The 14,650-nt window shown below is 60.6% G+C and carries 12 protein-coding genes; 6 read left to right on the top strand and 6 right to left on the bottom strand.

What is annotated here, in order from left to right:
• Positions 1–302, bottom strand: a 302-nt coding sequence (locus BLX41_RS37040; protein ID WP_259745531.1) for an ATP-binding cassette domain-containing protein, incomplete at its 3' end; no start/stop codon positions are given.
• Between the two features lie 353 nt (positions 303–655).
• Here BLX41_RS37040 and BLX41_RS33105 point away from each other — a divergent pair.
• Positions 656–1,411 carry a TetR/AcrR family transcriptional regulator gene (locus tag BLX41_RS33105; RefSeq protein WP_123728268.1) on the top strand — a complete coding sequence of 252 codons (756 nt, stop codon included), beginning with the start codon at positions 656–658 and terminating at the stop codon, positions 1,409–1,411.
• A gap of 92 nt (positions 1,412–1,503) precedes the next feature.
• Positions 1,504–2,451 carry an alpha/beta fold hydrolase gene (locus BLX41_RS33100; RefSeq protein WP_123728267.1) on the top strand — a complete coding sequence of 316 codons (948 nt, stop codon included), beginning with the start codon at positions 1,504–1,506 and terminating at the stop codon, positions 2,449–2,451.
• A gap of 218 nt (positions 2,452–2,669) precedes the next feature.
• Here the strand turns inward: BLX41_RS33100 and BLX41_RS33090 are convergent, their stop codons facing one another.
• Genes BLX41_RS33090 through BLX41_RS33080 form a run of 3 tightly spaced genes read right to left on the bottom strand, consistent with a single transcriptional unit; the run spans position 2,670 to position 6,475 of the window.
• Positions 2,670–3,983 carry an NAD(P)/FAD-dependent oxidoreductase gene (locus BLX41_RS33090; protein ID WP_123728265.1) on the bottom strand — a complete coding sequence of 438 codons (1,314 nt, stop codon included), beginning with the start codon at positions 3,981–3,983 and terminating at the stop codon, positions 2,670–2,672.
• Positions 3,980–5,068 carry a polyamine ABC transporter substrate-binding protein gene (locus BLX41_RS33085; RefSeq protein WP_123728264.1) on the bottom strand — a complete coding sequence of 363 codons (1,089 nt, stop codon included), beginning with the start codon at positions 5,066–5,068 and terminating at the stop codon, positions 3,980–3,982. Before BLX41_RS33085 ends, BLX41_RS33090 begins: the two co-directional genes overlap by 4 nt.
• Before the next feature lie 48 nt (positions 5,069–5,116).
• The gene (locus tag BLX41_RS33080; protein ID WP_123728263.1) at positions 5,117–6,475 is read right to left on the bottom strand and encodes a glutamine synthetase family protein; all 1,359 of its coding nucleotides are present in this window, start codon (positions 6,473–6,475) and stop codon (positions 5,117–5,119) included.
• Between the two features lie 163 nt (positions 6,476–6,638).
• Here BLX41_RS33080 and BLX41_RS33075 point away from each other — a divergent pair, with 163 nt between their 5' ends.
• Positions 6,639–7,550: a helix-turn-helix domain-containing protein gene (locus tag BLX41_RS33075; protein WP_123728262.1), complete on the top strand. Its 912-nt coding sequence runs from the start codon at positions 6,639–6,641 to the stop codon at positions 7,548–7,550.
• A 70-nt stretch (positions 7,551–7,620) separates the two neighbouring features.
• Here the strand turns inward: BLX41_RS33075 and BLX41_RS33070 are convergent, their stop codons facing one another.
• Both BLX41_RS33070 and BLX41_RS33065 read right to left on the bottom strand, forming a co-directional pair.
• Positions 7,621–10,836 (bottom strand): ATP-binding protein, encoded by a 3,216-nt coding sequence (locus BLX41_RS33070; protein WP_259745528.1) that lies wholly within the window; start codon positions 10,834–10,836, stop codon positions 7,621–7,623.
• A 10-nt stretch (positions 10,837–10,846) separates the two neighbouring features.
• A complete protein-coding gene (locus tag BLX41_RS33065; protein ID WP_123728260.1) occupies positions 10,847–11,473 on the bottom strand; it encodes a response regulator transcription factor in 627 nt (208 codons plus the stop codon).
• 412 nt (positions 11,474–11,885) lie between these two features.
• Between BLX41_RS33065 and BLX41_RS33060 the strand changes: the two genes are divergently transcribed.
• The 3 genes from BLX41_RS33060 to BLX41_RS33050 all read left to right on the top strand — a co-directional run bounded on the left by BLX41_RS33060 (position 11,886) and on the right by BLX41_RS33050 (position 14,635).
• The gene (locus tag BLX41_RS33060) at positions 11,886–12,284 is read left to right on the top strand and encodes a response regulator (protein WP_123728259.1); all 399 of its coding nucleotides are present in this window, start codon (positions 11,886–11,888) and stop codon (positions 12,282–12,284) included.
• A 132-nt stretch (positions 12,285–12,416) separates the two neighbouring features.
• Positions 12,417–13,136 carry a response regulator transcription factor gene (locus BLX41_RS33055; protein ID WP_123728258.1) on the top strand — a complete coding sequence of 240 codons (720 nt, stop codon included), beginning with the start codon at positions 12,417–12,419 and terminating at the stop codon, positions 13,134–13,136.
• 89 nt (positions 13,137–13,225) lie between these two features.
• Positions 13,226–14,635 (top strand): hypothetical protein, encoded by a 1,410-nt coding sequence (locus tag BLX41_RS33050; RefSeq protein ID WP_148059809.1) that lies wholly within the window; start codon positions 13,226–13,228, stop codon positions 14,633–14,635.
• The last annotated feature ends 15 nt before the right edge of the window (positions 14,636–14,650 follow it).

Genomic DNA, 14,650 nt, shown 5'->3' with positions numbered 1-14,650 from the left:
AAGCTCTGGAAGACGAAGCCGATCTGCTGGTTGCGGATCGCCGCCAGCTGGTCGGGGCTGGCGCGGAAGATATCGTGACCGGCAAAGCGGTAGTCGCCGTTGTCGGGCAGGTCCAGCAGGCCGAGGATGTTGAGCAGGGTGCTCTTGCCGGAACCGGAGGCACCGAGAATGGCACAGCTTTCACCGGCTTCGATGGACAGGGAAACGTTCTTGAGAATATGGAGCGGTTGCTCCGCCAGCCGATAGCTCTTGCCTATGCCCTGCAGGGAGATAAAACCTGGGTCGATTATCGTCGCTGTCATCGCTTACCGCGCCGGATGGCTCGACTGAATGCTTGAACACTCCCACCGCGTACGGTTCGTGCAGCGGGGATTCAGGGGCAACGCCAAGCTCTGGTTTTATTTATTATTTTAAAAACTTTGTTTGAATAGTAACTGCGTTCATCCTGGTGCGCCAGCCGTCTGAACCGGGTAATTGCGGGCTTTTTTCGGCAAATTTCCGACAGGAACCCATGGGTCACAAAACGGCCTTGGGCCGCTGGGGACGTCCCTTGGACGCTTGCTTTTAGGGCTTCTCACGGGTATAAAAAATCAAATTTTTTTTTAAAACACTGTTCGAACGGTCAGTTTTTCATCCCAGCAAAGGTTAGTCCTCCATGGTCGCCAAGAAACTCAGTGCCCCCAATGTCACCAAGACCCGACTGCTGGAAGCGACCGAGGCATTGTTCATCAAGTACGGCTACGACGCCGTGCTGCTGCGTCAGATCACCGAGCGCGCCCAGGTCAACCTGGCGGCGGTGAACTATCACTTCGGCGACAAGGATTCGCTGATGAAAGCCCTGCTGATGCAGCGCCTGGGCCCCCTCAACGATCAGCGCCTGGAGCTGTTGGCCAAATGCGAAGAGCAGGCTCAGGGACCTCTGGATTGCGAGACCCTGCTCGGCGTGCTGTTCGCCCCGGCCATGGGCCTGGAGCGCAGTGATGCCAACGGCGGCGTGGAAGGCCGTTCGTTCATTCGTTTTCTTGGCCGGGTGTACAGCGACACCTCGCCCTTCATCCAGGAATACCTCAAGGAACACTACCAGCCGGTATTCGAGCGCTTCTTCAAGGCCTTTGCCCTGGCCCTGCCGGACCTGCCGCGCAACGAGCTGGGGGTGCGCCTGCAGTTTGCCCTCAAGGCGATTTCCGGGGTGATGGCCGGCACCGAGCTGCGCCTGCTGATGCAGGCCATGAGCCTGGGCCGTCCGGCCACTGACGCCGAAGTCATGGCCAAGCTGATCAGCCTGGTATCGGCGGCCATCCGTGCGCCGATGCAGGACCCGGATTCGGAACAGGCCCTGGAAAAGGTCCTCGACACCCAACGCCTGATCCGCCAGCACAGCCAATCCCTGGCGGGCTTGATTCCCGGCTGAACAGTCCGGTCATTCGACTGATCAATGATGACCGGGATCGCCACCGGCATCTGTTAGGTTCTGCTCCCGGCACCGGCTTTGGAGCACCCGACATGACTGCCTATCAACAGCACCTTTTGTCCGTCAACGGCATCGAACTCAGCGTCCAGGTGGCCGGTCCCGAGCAGGGGCGGCCGATCTGGCTGCTCCATGGTTTTCCAGAGTGCTGGTATTCCTGGCGCTATCAGGTGCCGGCCCTGGTGGCGGCCGGGTTTAGGGTGTTCGTGCCGGAGATGCGCGGCTATGGCCGCAGCTCCGCTCCCGAGGCCGTCGAGGCCTACGATCTGCTGACCCTGTGCGCCGATATCCAGCAGGCCATGGACGCCTTCGGCCACCAGCGGGTGTGCATGGTCGGCCATGACTGGGGTGCGCCCGTCGCTTGGCACCTGGCGCTGCTGGAACCCCAGCGAGTCGGCGCGCTGGTGACCCTGTCAGTGCCCTTTGCCGGGCGGCCGAAACGCCCGGCCAGCGAGATCATGCGCCAGGTGCATGGTGAGCATTTCAACTACATCCTCTATTTTCAGCAGCCAGGGGTTGCGGAAGCGGAGCTCGATGGCGACATCGACGCCAGCCTGCGGTTGTTCATGGGCAACGTCGGTGCGCTGCTGGTGCCGAAACCGGCCGATGCGCGGCTGTTTGACGGGGTCACGGTGCCGGACGGGCTGCCTGCCTGGTGTTCCGAGCAAGCGTTCCAGGTTTATCGTCAGACCTTCGCCGGCCGGGGATTTCGTGGTGCCCTGAACTGGTACCGAAATTTTGAGCGCACCTGGCAGCGCACCGAGTTTCTGCAGGACGCCCAGGTGCAGTCGCCGACCCTGTTCCTGATTGGCGACCGCGACCCGGTGGGCGTCCTCGAAGCCCACACCCTCAAGCGCATGCCGGGTCGGGTGAGCGACCTCGAACAGCACGTACTGGCCGATTGCGGGCATTGGATTCAGAGCGAACGGCCGCAGCACGTCAACGAATTGCTGCTGGATTTCCTGCAGCGCCGTTTCCCATAGGCCCCGCTGCGGGTAGGAGCTGCCTTGCCAGCGAAGGCGTCGGCGGGGGCTATGCAGGATTCGAGGGCCTCTTCGCCGGCAAGCCGGCTCCTACGGGAGGGTGGGTGTTGTTGTAGGAGCTGGCTTGCCAGCGAAGGCGTCGGCGGGGGCGGTGCAGGATTCGAAGGCCTCTTCGCCGGCAAGCCGGCTCCTACGGTGGTGCAGTGCGGGGTGGGGCGTCAGGCGAGGGTTTCACGCAGGCGGTGCCAGAGCATGCCCAGGGCCAGCAACGGCGCGCGCAGCGCCGGGCCGCCCGGGAAGGTCATGTGGGGCACGGCGCTGAACACATCCAGGCCATGGCTGTGGCCGGCATGAATGGCTTCGGCCAGCAGCCGTGCGGTCCAGTGGGTGACATTCAGGCCATGTCCGGAATAGCCCTGGGCGTAGTACACGTTGGGGTACTGGCGCAGGCGACCCACCTGGGGGAAGCGATTGGCGGTGATACCGATCTTGCCGCCCCACTGGAAGTCGATGGCCACATCCTGCAACTGGGCAAATACCTTGAGCATCTTGGGCCGCATGTAGCCGGCGATGTCCGCAGGATCTCGTCCTGAATAGTGGCAGGCACCGCCGAACAGCAGGCGCCGATCCGCCGTCAGCCGGTAGTAGTCCAGGCCCACTTTCTGATCGCACAGCGCCAGGTTCTGCGGGATCAACTGTGTCGCCAGCGCCTCTGGCAATGGCTCGGTGGTGATGATGTAGCTGCCGGCGGGCAGCACCTTGCCGCTCAGGCGTGGCTCCAGTCCATCCAGGTGGGCATTGCAACCCAGTACCAGGCTGGCGGCACGCACGGTGCCTGTAGCGCAACGCACTTCGACCCGATTGCCATGAACCAGCTCCAGCACCGGGCTCTGTTCGAAGATCCTCACCCCCAGGGAGGCCGCGACCCGCGCTTCCCCCAGTACCAGCTTGAGTGGATGCAGATGCCCCGAGCCCATGTCCACCAGGCCCCCGGCATACACCGGGGAGCCCACCACCTGATGCATGTCCTGAGGCGCCACCAGGCGGGTAGGGTGGCGGTAGCCCAGCTTGACCAGGTTGTCCTGCTCGGCCTGGAACGCGGCGAACTGGGCCGGGGTGTTGGCCAGTTCGCAGAAGCCCCAGCGCAGGTCGCAGTCGATGCCGTGCTCGGCAATGCGCTGACGCACCACGTCCACTGACTCGATCCCGGCATGCTCGAGGTATTTCACCCCTTCCTTGCCGACGTAGCGGGCAAAGCCGCTGACGTCGTGGCCAATGCCGCGGATCAGCTGGCCGCCGTTGCGCCCGCTGGCGCCCCAGCCGATGCGTCGGCCTTCCAGGAGGATCACCGACAGCCCGCGCTGGGCCAGTTCGATGGCGGTATTGACCCCGGTGAAACCGCCGCCGATGACACAGACGTCGGCGCTCAGGTCACCGTCCAGGGACGGGTAGCCGGGCAGGCTGCCGGCCGAGGCGGCGTAGTAGGAGCGGGCGTGCCCGTTGGCACTGCCTGAAAGGTTTGGCTGAATCATTTGTTGGACTTCACTTTGCTCCAGGAGCGGGTCATCAAGCGCATGATGGCCGGCGACTGGGTGGTGGAAATGTACAGTTTGTCGAGGACGTCCTGAGGCGGGTACACCTCGGGATTGTTCACCAGCTCGGTGTCCATGTACGGCTGGGAGGCCGGGTTGGGGTTGGCGTAGCCGACGTAGGCACTGACCTTGGCGATCACTTGCGGGTCCAGCAGGTAGTTGATGAAGGCGTGGGCCTCCTTGACGTTGCCGGCATCGGCGGGAATCGCCAGCAGGTCGAACCACAGGTTGCTGCCTTCCTTGGGAATCGAATAGGCGATGTTCACCCCGTTCTTGGCTTCCTTGGCCCGGTTGGCGGCCTGGAACACGTCGCCGGAATAGCCGAAGGCGATGCAGATATCGCCGTTGGCCAGGTCCGAAACGTACTTGGAGGAGTGGAAGTAGGTGATGTAGGGGCGCAGGTTCAGCAGCTTGGCCTCGGCCTTCTTGTAGTCCTCGGGGTTCTCGCTGCGCGGGTCCAGGCCCAGGTAGTTGAGCACCGCCGGGAACACTTCATCCGGCGAGTCCATCATCGACACCCCGCACTGCTGGAGCTTCTTCAGGTTCGCAGGTTCCAGCAGCACCGCCCATGAGTCGATGTGGTCGATGCCCAGCACCTGCTTGACCTTGTCGACGTTGTAGCCGATGCCGTTGGTGCCCCACAGGTAGGGCACCGAGTACTGGTTGCCGGGGTCGTTCTGCTCCAGCAGCGCCAGCAGCTTGGGGTCCAGGTTCTTCCAGTTGGGCAACTGCGAGCGGTCGAGCTTGAGGAACGCGCCGGCCTTCACCTGGCGCGCCAGGAAATGGTTGGAGGGCACCACCACGTCGTAGCCGGTGCGCCCGGCCAGCAACTTGCCCTCCAGGGTTTCGTTGGAGTCGAAGACGTCGTAGATCACCTTGACCCCGGTTTGCCCCTGGAAGTCGGCGAGGGTGGTCTGGCCGATGTAGTCGGTCCAGTTGTACACGCTGACACTGGGTTGGGCCTGGACGGCGGTGCTGCACAAGACCGCCAGTGCGGCCGGGATCACTGCTTGCAAAAGACGCATGTCGACACCTCTTCGGGTTGTTTTTGTTGATTGCAGACTGCGGGCAAATCAGACGCTGAGCAGCAGGAACTCACGCTCCCAGGAACTGATCACGCGCTTGAAGTTCTCGTGTTCGGCCCGCTTGACCGCCACGTAGCCGCGCACGAACTTGCGCCCCAGGTATTGCTCGATGGTCGGGCAATCCTCCATGTGGGCCAGGGCGTCCTCGATGGTGATCGGCAGGCGCAGGTTGCGCCGCTCGTAGGCCCGGCCTTCCACCGCGGCGCTGGGCTCGATGCCCTCGACCATGCCCAGGTAGCCGCACAGCAGGCTGGCGGCAATCGCCAGATAGGGATTGGCATCGGCGCCGGGCAGGCGGTTCTCCACGCGCATGGCATCGGGGCTGGCGGTGGGCACACGCAGGCCGACGGTGCGGTTTTCCTCGCCCCATTCGACGTTCACCGGGGCCGAGGTGTCCGGCAGGAAGCGGCGGAACGAGTTGACGTTGGGGGCGAACATCGGCAGCACTTTGGGGATGTATTTCTGCAGGCCGCCGATGTGGTGCAGGAACAGCTGGCTCTTCTGGCCGTCGGCATCGACGAAGATCGGCTTGCCGGTGGCAATGTCCACCACGCTCTGGTGCAGGTGCATGGCGCTGCCGGGCTCGTCGGCCACCGGCTTGGCCATGAAGGTGGCGGTGACGTTGTGCTTGAGTGCCGCCTCGCGCAGGGTGCGCTTGAACACGGTGATCTGGTCTGCCAGGTCCAGGGCATCGCCGTGACGGAAATTGATCTCCATCTGCGCCGGGCCGTCTTCGTGGATCAGCGTGTCCAGGTCCAGGCCCTGGGCTTCGCACCAGTCGTAGACGTCTTCGAACAGCGGGTCGAATTCGTTGGCGGCATCGATGGAAAACGACTGGCGACCGCTTTCCGCGCGGCCGGAACGGCCCAGGGGCGCCTTGAGCGGCAGGTCCGGGTCTTCGCAGCGCTGGGTCAGGTAGAACTCCATTTCCGGAGCGACGATCGGCTGCCAACCCTTGTCGGTGTAGAGCTGCAGGACTTTTTTCAGCACGTTGCGCGGCGACAGCTCGATGGGGTTGCCGAACTTGTCGAAGGTGTCGTGGATGACGATGGCCGTGGGCTCGATGGCCCAGGGCACCAGGTAGATCGATGACGAGTCGGGGCGGCAGACCATGTCGATGTCCGCCGGGTCCAGCAGTTCGTAGTACAGGTCGTCGTCGACAAAATCCCCGGTTACCGTTTGCAGCAGGACACTTTCCGGCAGGCGCATGCCGCGCTCGTGCAGGAACTTGTTGGTGGGCGCGATCTTGCCGCGGGCAATGCCGGTCAGGTCGCTGACCACGCACTCTACTTCGGTAATCTTGTGATCTTTCAGCCAGGAGGAAAGCTGATCGAAAGGGGCGTTCATAAAGACCTCGATGATTGGTTTTGTCTGCACCGAGGTGAGCGGGAGTATCCCGGCAAGGCTTCCCCTGCGGCGCATTGGCGACTATCTTGGGCGAGCCTTGTTGTTCCATCTATCCACTTTAAGCAGCACCAAAGCGCACCAAAAGAGTGCGCAAGGTCCCCCGATGACAGCGTCCAATCCGCTCCAGGTCCAAGCCTTCAACACCTTCGATGTCGCCGATCAGATCCGTGCCACCCCGGGTTGGGTCCAGCACTACCAGCAGATGTCCCCCGGGCATTTCAACGGCCTGGTGCGTTACCTCGACCTGCAGGGCGTGGAGATCTACGAGGAGTGCATGAACACCCGGGTCGAGCAGAATTTCAGCGCCCCCGAGGGCGCCCTGGCGTTCTGTTTCGATCGCAGCGACAACGCCCTGTACCTGCTCAATGGCGAGAGCCGCAACATCTGGATCACCCCGGAGAACTACCAGGAAGTGGCGGTGGTGTTCGGCCCCGAATTCGTCCAGCGCCAGGGCCTGGGGGTGGAGCGCCTGGACGGTCTGTTCATGGCGCCGCTGACCAACCAGCAGAATGCCCTGTTCTGCCGCTGGCTGAGTTCCACCTTGACCCGTTTGTCCCAGACCCTCGACCCACCCAGCCGCGAAGCCTTGACTCAGCAATTGCTGGACGACTGCCTGTACATCCTCGACAACGCCTGCGTGCGCCTGGACCCGGGCGGCCTGCAACGGCGCAACGAGGAGCGGGGCATCATGCAGCGAGTGGCGCAATGGGCCGCCGACGTCCCCGAAGAAACCCTCAACCTGCTGGAGCTGTCCCAGGTGGCCGGGGTCTCCCTGCGCCAGTTGCAGAGTGCCTTCAAGGCCTTTACCGGCATGGCCCCCAGTCAATGGCTGCGCCTGCGCCGGCTCAACAGCGCGCACCGGGAACTGCTCAGCCGCGGTCCCAACGAAACCACCGTGGCCGAGGTGGCGATGCACTGGTCGTTCTGGCACCTGGGACGCTTCTCCAGCAGCTACCGGGCGCTGTTCAAGGAGTTGCCCAGCGAGACGTTGAAGCGACGAGTCAAGGTGATCTAGCAAGTCTTTTCAAACCAGGTCGGGCCGATGCGAGGCTCAACTGCATCCTCGAGAACAACCGAGCCTGGGCTCAGGGTGATTGCAATGATTGATTCAGCGCTTGCAGTGCCTGTTCCAGGCGAGTCACGGCATGGTTGACTTGCTGTTGCTGGGCGTTGCTGGCAAGCAGTGCCTCCAGGCTCTCGCACAACTCCAGCAGAGCCTGCATGTCGAGCAGGTAGGCGGTGCTTTTGAGCTTGTGGGCAATGGCGCCCAGGGCCGGACGATTGTTCTCGGCCATGGCCAGGCTCAAGGCTTGCAGTTCCTGGACATTACTGCTGATCACATGCTTGGCCATGGCGTTCCGGATATGACCATCCCCCCCCGGCATTGGCACTTCCTCAGCCTCGGGAGCCCGGTTGAACATGGGAATGACCCGGTTCAATCCCGCCAGATTGACCGGCTTGGCCAGGGCACTGTTCATGCCCGAGGCCAGGCAGCGTTCCTGTTCTTCGCGCAGGGCCCCGGCGGTGAGGCCGACAATGATGCAGGGGCGTACCCCCAATTGACCTTCCATGCGACGGATTGCCTGGGTCATGTCGTGGCCGCTCATCTCCGGCATGTTGCAATCGGTGATGATGATGTCGATGTCATGCTCCTGCCACATGGCCAGGCCTTCCAGGCCGTTGCTGGCGATCAGCACGTCATGTCCCAGGTAGTGGAGTTGCTGATCCAGCAGGTACTGGCTGGGCAGATGGTCTTCGACGATCAGCACCGTGAGTGCCTGGTCCAGCGTGCTGGACCGGCTCTGCTGCGGCTGCTCGAGCAGTTCCCCGGGTTCTTTGCTGACTCGCTCGAAGCGCGCGCTGAACGTGATGGTGGTACCGACCCCCAGCTCGCTCTGAACGATCAGGCTGCCGTCCATCAGGGTACTCAGGGAGTGACTGATGGACAGGCCCAGCCCGGAACCGGTGTTGGGGTTGTTGATCGCACTGTCGATCTCGAAGAAGGGAGTGAACACCTTTTCCAATTGAGAGGGTGCAATGCCTGGACCGGTGTCGATCACACTGACACGCAAGGCCAGCGAGCGCTCATCGCTATCCTCGATCAGGCAACGAATGCGGATGCCGCCCCGCTCGGTGAATTTGATCGCATTGCTCATCAGGTTGGAGAGAATCTGTTTGAACTTCAGGCCGTCGATCCACACTTGCTCGCTGGCCAGAGCGTCCAGCTCCACTTGGATACACAGGTCCTTTTGCCGGGCCAGTCCCTGGAATACCTTGGCGACGGTCTCGATCAGCTCCTTGAGGTTGGCGATCTCCGGACGCAAAGTCAGATTGCCGGACTCTATTCGCGAGATGTCGAGAATATCGCCAATCAGGGCCAGTAGATCCTGGGCCGACTCATAGGCGATATGCACCGATTGGTTATTCAGGGCGATGTTTTTTCTGCGAGTCAGCACCAGCTCCAGCATGCCGATGATGGCATTGAGGGGGGTACGGATCTCATGGCTCATGGTGGCCAGGAACACGCTCTTGCTGCGGCTGGCTTTTTCTGCGGACTCCTTGGCGGCCCGCAGTTGATCCAGCAGTAGCTGGCGCTGTTGCAAGTCGGAGTGCTTGCGAATGATTCGCCGGCGTTGGCTGATGATCCCCCAGGCGGCCAGTAGCAGCATCACGCACAAGGTAGCCAGGGTTTTCCAGATGAACGACGTCGTGCCCTCCCAATATTTGTCATCGGTGGCCGAGTTGGCGCGCCAGCGGTCGATGAGCTGCAGCTTTTCCTGAGGGCCGATCTGAGCCAAGGCTTTGTCCAGGACCGAGATCAGCAGCGCTTTGGTCTCGGGTGCTGCGAAGGCTATCTGGGCCTCTTGCCCGGAAATGATGCCGTTGATCTTCAGGTCGTTCTCATATTTGTAGGACAGGTAATAGCGCGCCAGATTGGCTGGGGCCAAGGCGTAGTCCACTCTGCCAGTGCGGACCCGGTTGAAGGCTTCGGCAATGGTCCGGGTTTCCTCTATCTGCAGGTTTGGGTAGGTGCGGCTTAGCAGATCCCGTTGTAGATAACCGTTGGCAGTGGCGACCTTGCCGCTGGTGTAACTGTTGAGCATCAGCAGCGCGGCATCCTTGCGTCGCACGATCACATAAGGCGTGGTGACGAAGGCGCGAGTGAATGCCAGTGCTCTTTGGTGGGGGCCGATATGGGTCAGCACACTGAGGTCCGCACGCCCGTCGTGCAACCAGGTATCAGCGTCGTGGACAGAGGGGACTCTCAGTATTTCGAAGCGCAGACCGCTCTTGCGCCGAATGATTTCTAAAAGGCTTGAGGCAATACCGTTGAAACGCCCCCGGGGATTGAAAAAGGCGTAGGGCGCCAAGTCTTCGCTGATCACCACCCGCACCGGCGGCGTGTTATCCAGCCAATCGCGCTCGGCAGCATTCAGGTTTGTGCGAAAACTACTCGGACCACAGGTCTGGTCGCCTCCCCAGAGGGCTAGAGCGCTGGCTATCTGGCAGTGTGTAAGGCTACCCAGTGCCCTATCGAGCAGGCCGCGCAAGGGGGCATTACCTTGGGCAACGGCGAACCCGACGCGGATTTCCGGTCTCAGTCTGCTGATGTTGACGACCAGTTGGCTGCTGAACAGTTGGCTGGATAGATAACGGGTGGACAGGGTATCTCCAAGGTAGGCATCCGACTCGCCATCGAGAACCGAAGCCATGGCTGCCAGGGAGGATTCATACAAAGTGATCGGACCTTGCCCGCCTGTACGCTGATAGAGTTCCAGCGCCATGCCCCGGGTAGCGGCAATTCGGGTAGTGGTCAGGTCGAGGTTACTGCTGTAGTCGTTTAAATCCCCGCTTTCGGTAAACAGTGCCAGTTCTGTGACGGCGTATAACGGACTTAGCGCCATCTGATAGTGGTTGGCCTCGTCCTGGGTGGTGTTATCCACCATGTCGATCTGACCCAGGAACAGTGCCCGGTAGGCATCTTCTGCCGAAGGGTAGGTTTGAACCCTAATCGGCGTCGCGAGTTCTCGCTGCAGCGCCGCCAGGTAGTCGGCGCTAATTCCTTCCAGTTCTTGGCGTTCATTGATCTCATGGTAGGGAGGGGAGTCCCGCTCAACGACCCCTACCACCAGTGACTGCTTGTGTCGCAACCAGGTCTGCTCCTGATCGCTGAGGCTCAGCTTGAGAAACTCCAGTGGCTGAAGGGCATGTATCTTGATCTCCGAGTCCTGGGCGCAAAGCGGTGTTGTGAGCAAGGGCGTCATCAGCACAGAGAGCAGAATGCACGTCAATGATTTCAAGTCGGGATGCTCAGACGATATTGTTCTGTCTGGCAATATTGACCAGATCCACCACTGAAGTTACGCCAAGTTTGCTCAGAATGTTGATTTTATGACCGCTGACGGTCTTGTTGCTCAGGTGCAGTTTCTCGGCAATCTCAAGGTTGGTCAGGCCCTCAGCCAGTAGCTTGAGAATTTCCATTTCACGGTTGGTCAGCACCCGCAACATGTCGCTGCCGTTTTTATAGCCCTCGGTATCCAGCAAGGGCATGGATTTCTTGGGGAAGAACACATAGCCCTCGATAATGGTATCGACGGCCTTGAGGAGCTTGCTGAGGGGTTCGTTCTTGCTGACAAAACCACTGGCACCGGCCTGCAGGCAACGCATTGCATAGGTATCGACAGACTGCGCGGTAAAAACCAGGACACGTACATCAAAATTCGCCAGGGCAATGCGTTTGAGTACCGTGAGACCGTCCATTTTTTCCAGACTGACATCCAGGATCACCACTTCCGGTTTGAGCGCCTCGATCATGCCCAGGGCGCTGATTCCGTCCGGTGTCTCTCCAACAATGGTGTAACCCTGGCCTTCCAGGGTCTGCCGAATGGCTTCACAGACCACCGGGTGATCATCAACGATCAGTACATTTTTGTTCATGCCTGGTTATCCAGAATCGAAATATCGAAGTGTTAAGGGACCAACATCTTTTAGCGATTAAATGAAAATCGGATGTATCTGGGATCTCTCCTAAAAAGCCCGGTTAATTTCTGAAAATAATGCCGGATAAGCCCTTGGTGGTCACTAGGATATTACTGTCGATCATGCGGGAGTTGCCTTGGGTATATCCGAGAGAATTCTTGCTTGTGGCCGACCTGTCGCTGCCACAGTGGTCTTGCTGCGAGTTTGCCTCCGCCTGGAGCATTTCAAGACAATTCCTAAAGCTTGATTCCGTCGGTTTATCTAGTCTGCTCAACGATTCACGGATGCATCTGTGGCGTTTGAGAGCGGTCTTTCAGTGATCACTAGTCAGGCCCGCCGCAGGCTATAGGCAAACTGGCGGGGCTGGCGAATGCTGAAAATAAGGGTTGGGGTACTGGAACAGCATGCGATTGTTCGGTACGGCTTGTGCAAGCACGTAGCGGGTCAACCGCAGTTGGCACTGGCTGGCGTCTACAACAATGCCGAAGGCATCCTGGATTCGGTCCGGCAGGACCGGCTCGACGTACTACTGGTCGGTCACCTCATCGATCAGGATCCTAGTCAGTGTGTCGAGGCCCTGAGTCAGAAGTACCCCAGGCTGAAGATTCTGGCCCTGTTGAACCATCCCCATGCAGTGGCCACCAGTTTACTGCTGGCTCGTGGCGCTCATGGCGTGTTGTACAAGACCCAGCCGCTGCAAGCGTATGCCGAGGCAATACTGGCTGTGGGGCGAGGAGAGCGTTACTGCGAATATACAGGCCTCTCATGACCCTGGCTGCGAGGTGCAGCGATGCTGGAGATTCAAGAACGCTCTTGCCTCGTATCGAGACGTATCTTGTATCTGCCTGGCCAGTAAACTCGTTAGAGTATTCGGCACAGACTCAAACGCCTCGGAGGAACTATGTCGCGCCCCCTGAATCGGCCAATACGCATCGCGGTACTGGACGACCACGCGCTGATCCGCATGGCCTTGCAGTTACACATGGAAGAGGTAGCTGACCTGACCGTAATCGGTCTTTATGCCAGTAGCACTGAATTGATGTCGGCCTTGCGTTACACCGAGCTGGATCTATTGATACTCGACTATCAGCTCGGCGAAGGTGACCTGGACGGCTTGCGCTTGATCCGCCTGCTACGTAACAAGTATCCGCAATTGCAGATCCTGGTTTCCTCGGCCACCGAGACGCCGTTTTTTGTCAAACAGATCATCGATACCGGAGCCAATGGTTTTCTGGGCAAGTCACAGCCCCTGGAAGACCTGGTCCCGGCCATTCGCGCAGTGATGTCCGAAGGCATCTATCTGTCGTCGTTGATGGCTTTTGAAATGGGTCGGGTGAAATTGACCAGTGAAACCCCAAGCTCAGGCCTATCGCAAGGGGGGGGCTCGTCACTGCTTTCGCCTAAAGAGAGTGAAGTCCTGCGCTGTGTGTTGAATGGCCAGCGAATCACCCAGATCGCCAGCAAGTTCTCCCGCAGCATCAAGACCATCAGTGGCCAGAAACAGGCGGCCTTCAGAAAGCTGGGGATTCGCAACGACGCTGAACTGTTCAAGGTGCAACACAAACTGGGTTGGGAGGTGGCCTGTGAAGTGGGGCTGCCATCGGCCGAGTGGGGAGGCTGACGCCGATCCGGAATAAGCAGAGGGAGGGGTGGCAATAAGCCATAAAGCATTTAAAGTGAGCGCCCCTCACTCATGCTCACGGATTGGCGATGCGTAGAACCCGACTCTGGACCCGTTGCAAGACAACGTTGCTGACAAGCTGCCTGCTAGGCCTGCCATTGGTCGCGCTAAGTCTTGAGGTCCAGGCGGCGGAGCCTGATTTCATCACCCTGGTGATCGAGAATGAAGGCGACTATCCCATTACCTTCGAGCCGCCTTTCAACGTCAATTCCTCGGACTTCGAGCGCAAGTACCCGGTCGATGTGCCCAGCTACGCCACCGTCAAGGGCCTGGAGTCGGGACCCGTGGTCATCGGCGCGCGCCAGCAGGGGATGCTGGTGATGGCCTTGAGCAAGCCGATGTTCAACTTCCTCGATATCTTCAGCAAGGACTGGGGCTTCAACCTCAAGTTCTGCCAGGAGCGTGGGGCCTGCGACGAAGCCCGGCTCAGCGGGACCATCCGTTCCACCACCCGCTTGAACTGGAATCAGTCGAAAAACTTCAGCGACGCGCAAGTGCGCAACATGACCAACGACGAGCTGGATGCCTACGCCAAGACCAAGGTCATGGTCTCGGGCATTCTGACCACCCTGGGCAGCGTCCTCGGCCTGCCGTTCGGAGCCGCCGGCATGATCGGTGGCCTGCCGGACGTGCAGAATTTCAAGGTGACCCTGAAGCAGCAGTGCAACGCACGCTTCTCGATGAACCTGGAACCCTCGCTGGCGCCCAACGGCGACTTTCTCGTCGACTTGCGGGTCAACCGCGTGCTGCCCAGCGACATGACCAACTTCAACGGCTTTGTCATCGACGACAGCGCTGTGGTCGGCCAGGGTCTGCGCCTGATGGACAACGGCTGCCGCGACGGCCGGCAAGCCCAGTGCCTGATCAGGTTCAACGGCGGCAGCGACATGAAGAACCTCAACACCACCGAGTTTGCCGTCACCGATCGCGCCGGTTGCCAGGCCGGTGACAAGCTGGCCTATTCCCAGGGCGCGTTCATGCTCAGCAACAAGGTCGGTTTCCCGGTGCGCTACACGCTGTTCATCAAGGACCGCATGGTCGACAACGGCGAAGTCTGGCCCGACCAGAACAAAGACCTGCGCCAGCTGGTGGGCCAGGTCATGGCCACCGTTGGCGACCAGGAATGCCCGCAGGCCCAGGACCCCTGGATGGGTGGGCGACGCATGGGTGTCTGCCCGTTGCGCCTGGAAGTCCAGGGTGACGGCGGCCCGGGGCTCAAGGGCAGTCTGCGTTGCAGCCTGTCCATGCGTCAGGGCACCGTGGGCGACCCCAATGCCGACCACATGAACCTCTACAGCCTGACCGGCTGCACCCCGGCCATGCCGGCGTCCATCAGCCCGGTGGCCGGTTTCTACCAGATGGATATCAAGCGCCTGGTGCCCCTCAGTGGCATGCACAAGATGATTTCCATCGACCTGATCAGGCCGCAGCAGCAGTAAGGCCTGCGGCATAGG

It is taken from the genome of Pseudomonas protegens, assembly GCF_003732485.1.
In the GTDB taxonomy this organism is placed as follows: Bacteria; Pseudomonadota; Gammaproteobacteria; order Pseudomonadales; family Pseudomonadaceae; genus Aquipseudomonas; species Aquipseudomonas protegens_B.
The sequence above is the reverse complement of the archived record's forward strand: the minus strand, read 5'-3'. Positions and strand labels throughout refer to the sequence as shown.

What these genes read in the sequence shown, in the direction of transcription:
- BLX41_RS33105 (WP_123728268.1), top strand. Translation starts at nt 656, where the DNA reads ATGGTCGCCAAGAAACTCAGTGCCCCCAATGTCACCAAGACCCGACTG.
- BLX41_RS33100 (WP_123728267.1), top strand. Translation starts at nt 1,504, where the DNA reads ATGACTGCCTATCAACAGCACCTTTTGTCCGTCAACGGCATCGAACTC.
- BLX41_RS33090 (WP_123728265.1), bottom strand. Translation starts at nt 3,983, where the DNA reads ATGATTCAGCCAAACCTTTCAGGCAGTGCCAACGGGCACGCCCGCTCC.
- BLX41_RS33085 (WP_123728264.1), bottom strand. Translation starts at nt 5,068, where the DNA reads ATGCGTCTTTTGCAAGCAGTGATCCCGGCCGCACTGGCGGTCTTGTGC.
- BLX41_RS33080 (WP_123728263.1), bottom strand. Translation starts at nt 6,475, where the DNA reads ATGAACGCCCCTTTCGATCAGCTTTCCTCCTGGCTGAAAGATCACAAG.
- BLX41_RS33075 (WP_123728262.1), top strand. Translation starts at nt 6,639, where the DNA reads ATGACAGCGTCCAATCCGCTCCAGGTCCAAGCCTTCAACACCTTCGAT.
- BLX41_RS33065 (WP_123728260.1), bottom strand. Translation starts at nt 11,473, where the DNA reads ATGAACAAAAATGTACTGATCGTTGATGATCACCCGGTGGTCTGTGAA.
- BLX41_RS33060 (WP_123728259.1), top strand. Translation starts at nt 11,886, where the DNA reads ATGCTGAAAATAAGGGTTGGGGTACTGGAACAGCATGCGATTGTTCGG.
- BLX41_RS33055 (WP_123728258.1), top strand. Translation starts at nt 12,417, where the DNA reads ATGTCGCGCCCCCTGAATCGGCCAATACGCATCGCGGTACTGGACGAC.
- BLX41_RS33050 (WP_148059809.1), top strand. Translation starts at nt 13,226, where the DNA reads ATGCGTAGAACCCGACTCTGGACCCGTTGCAAGACAACGTTGCTGACA.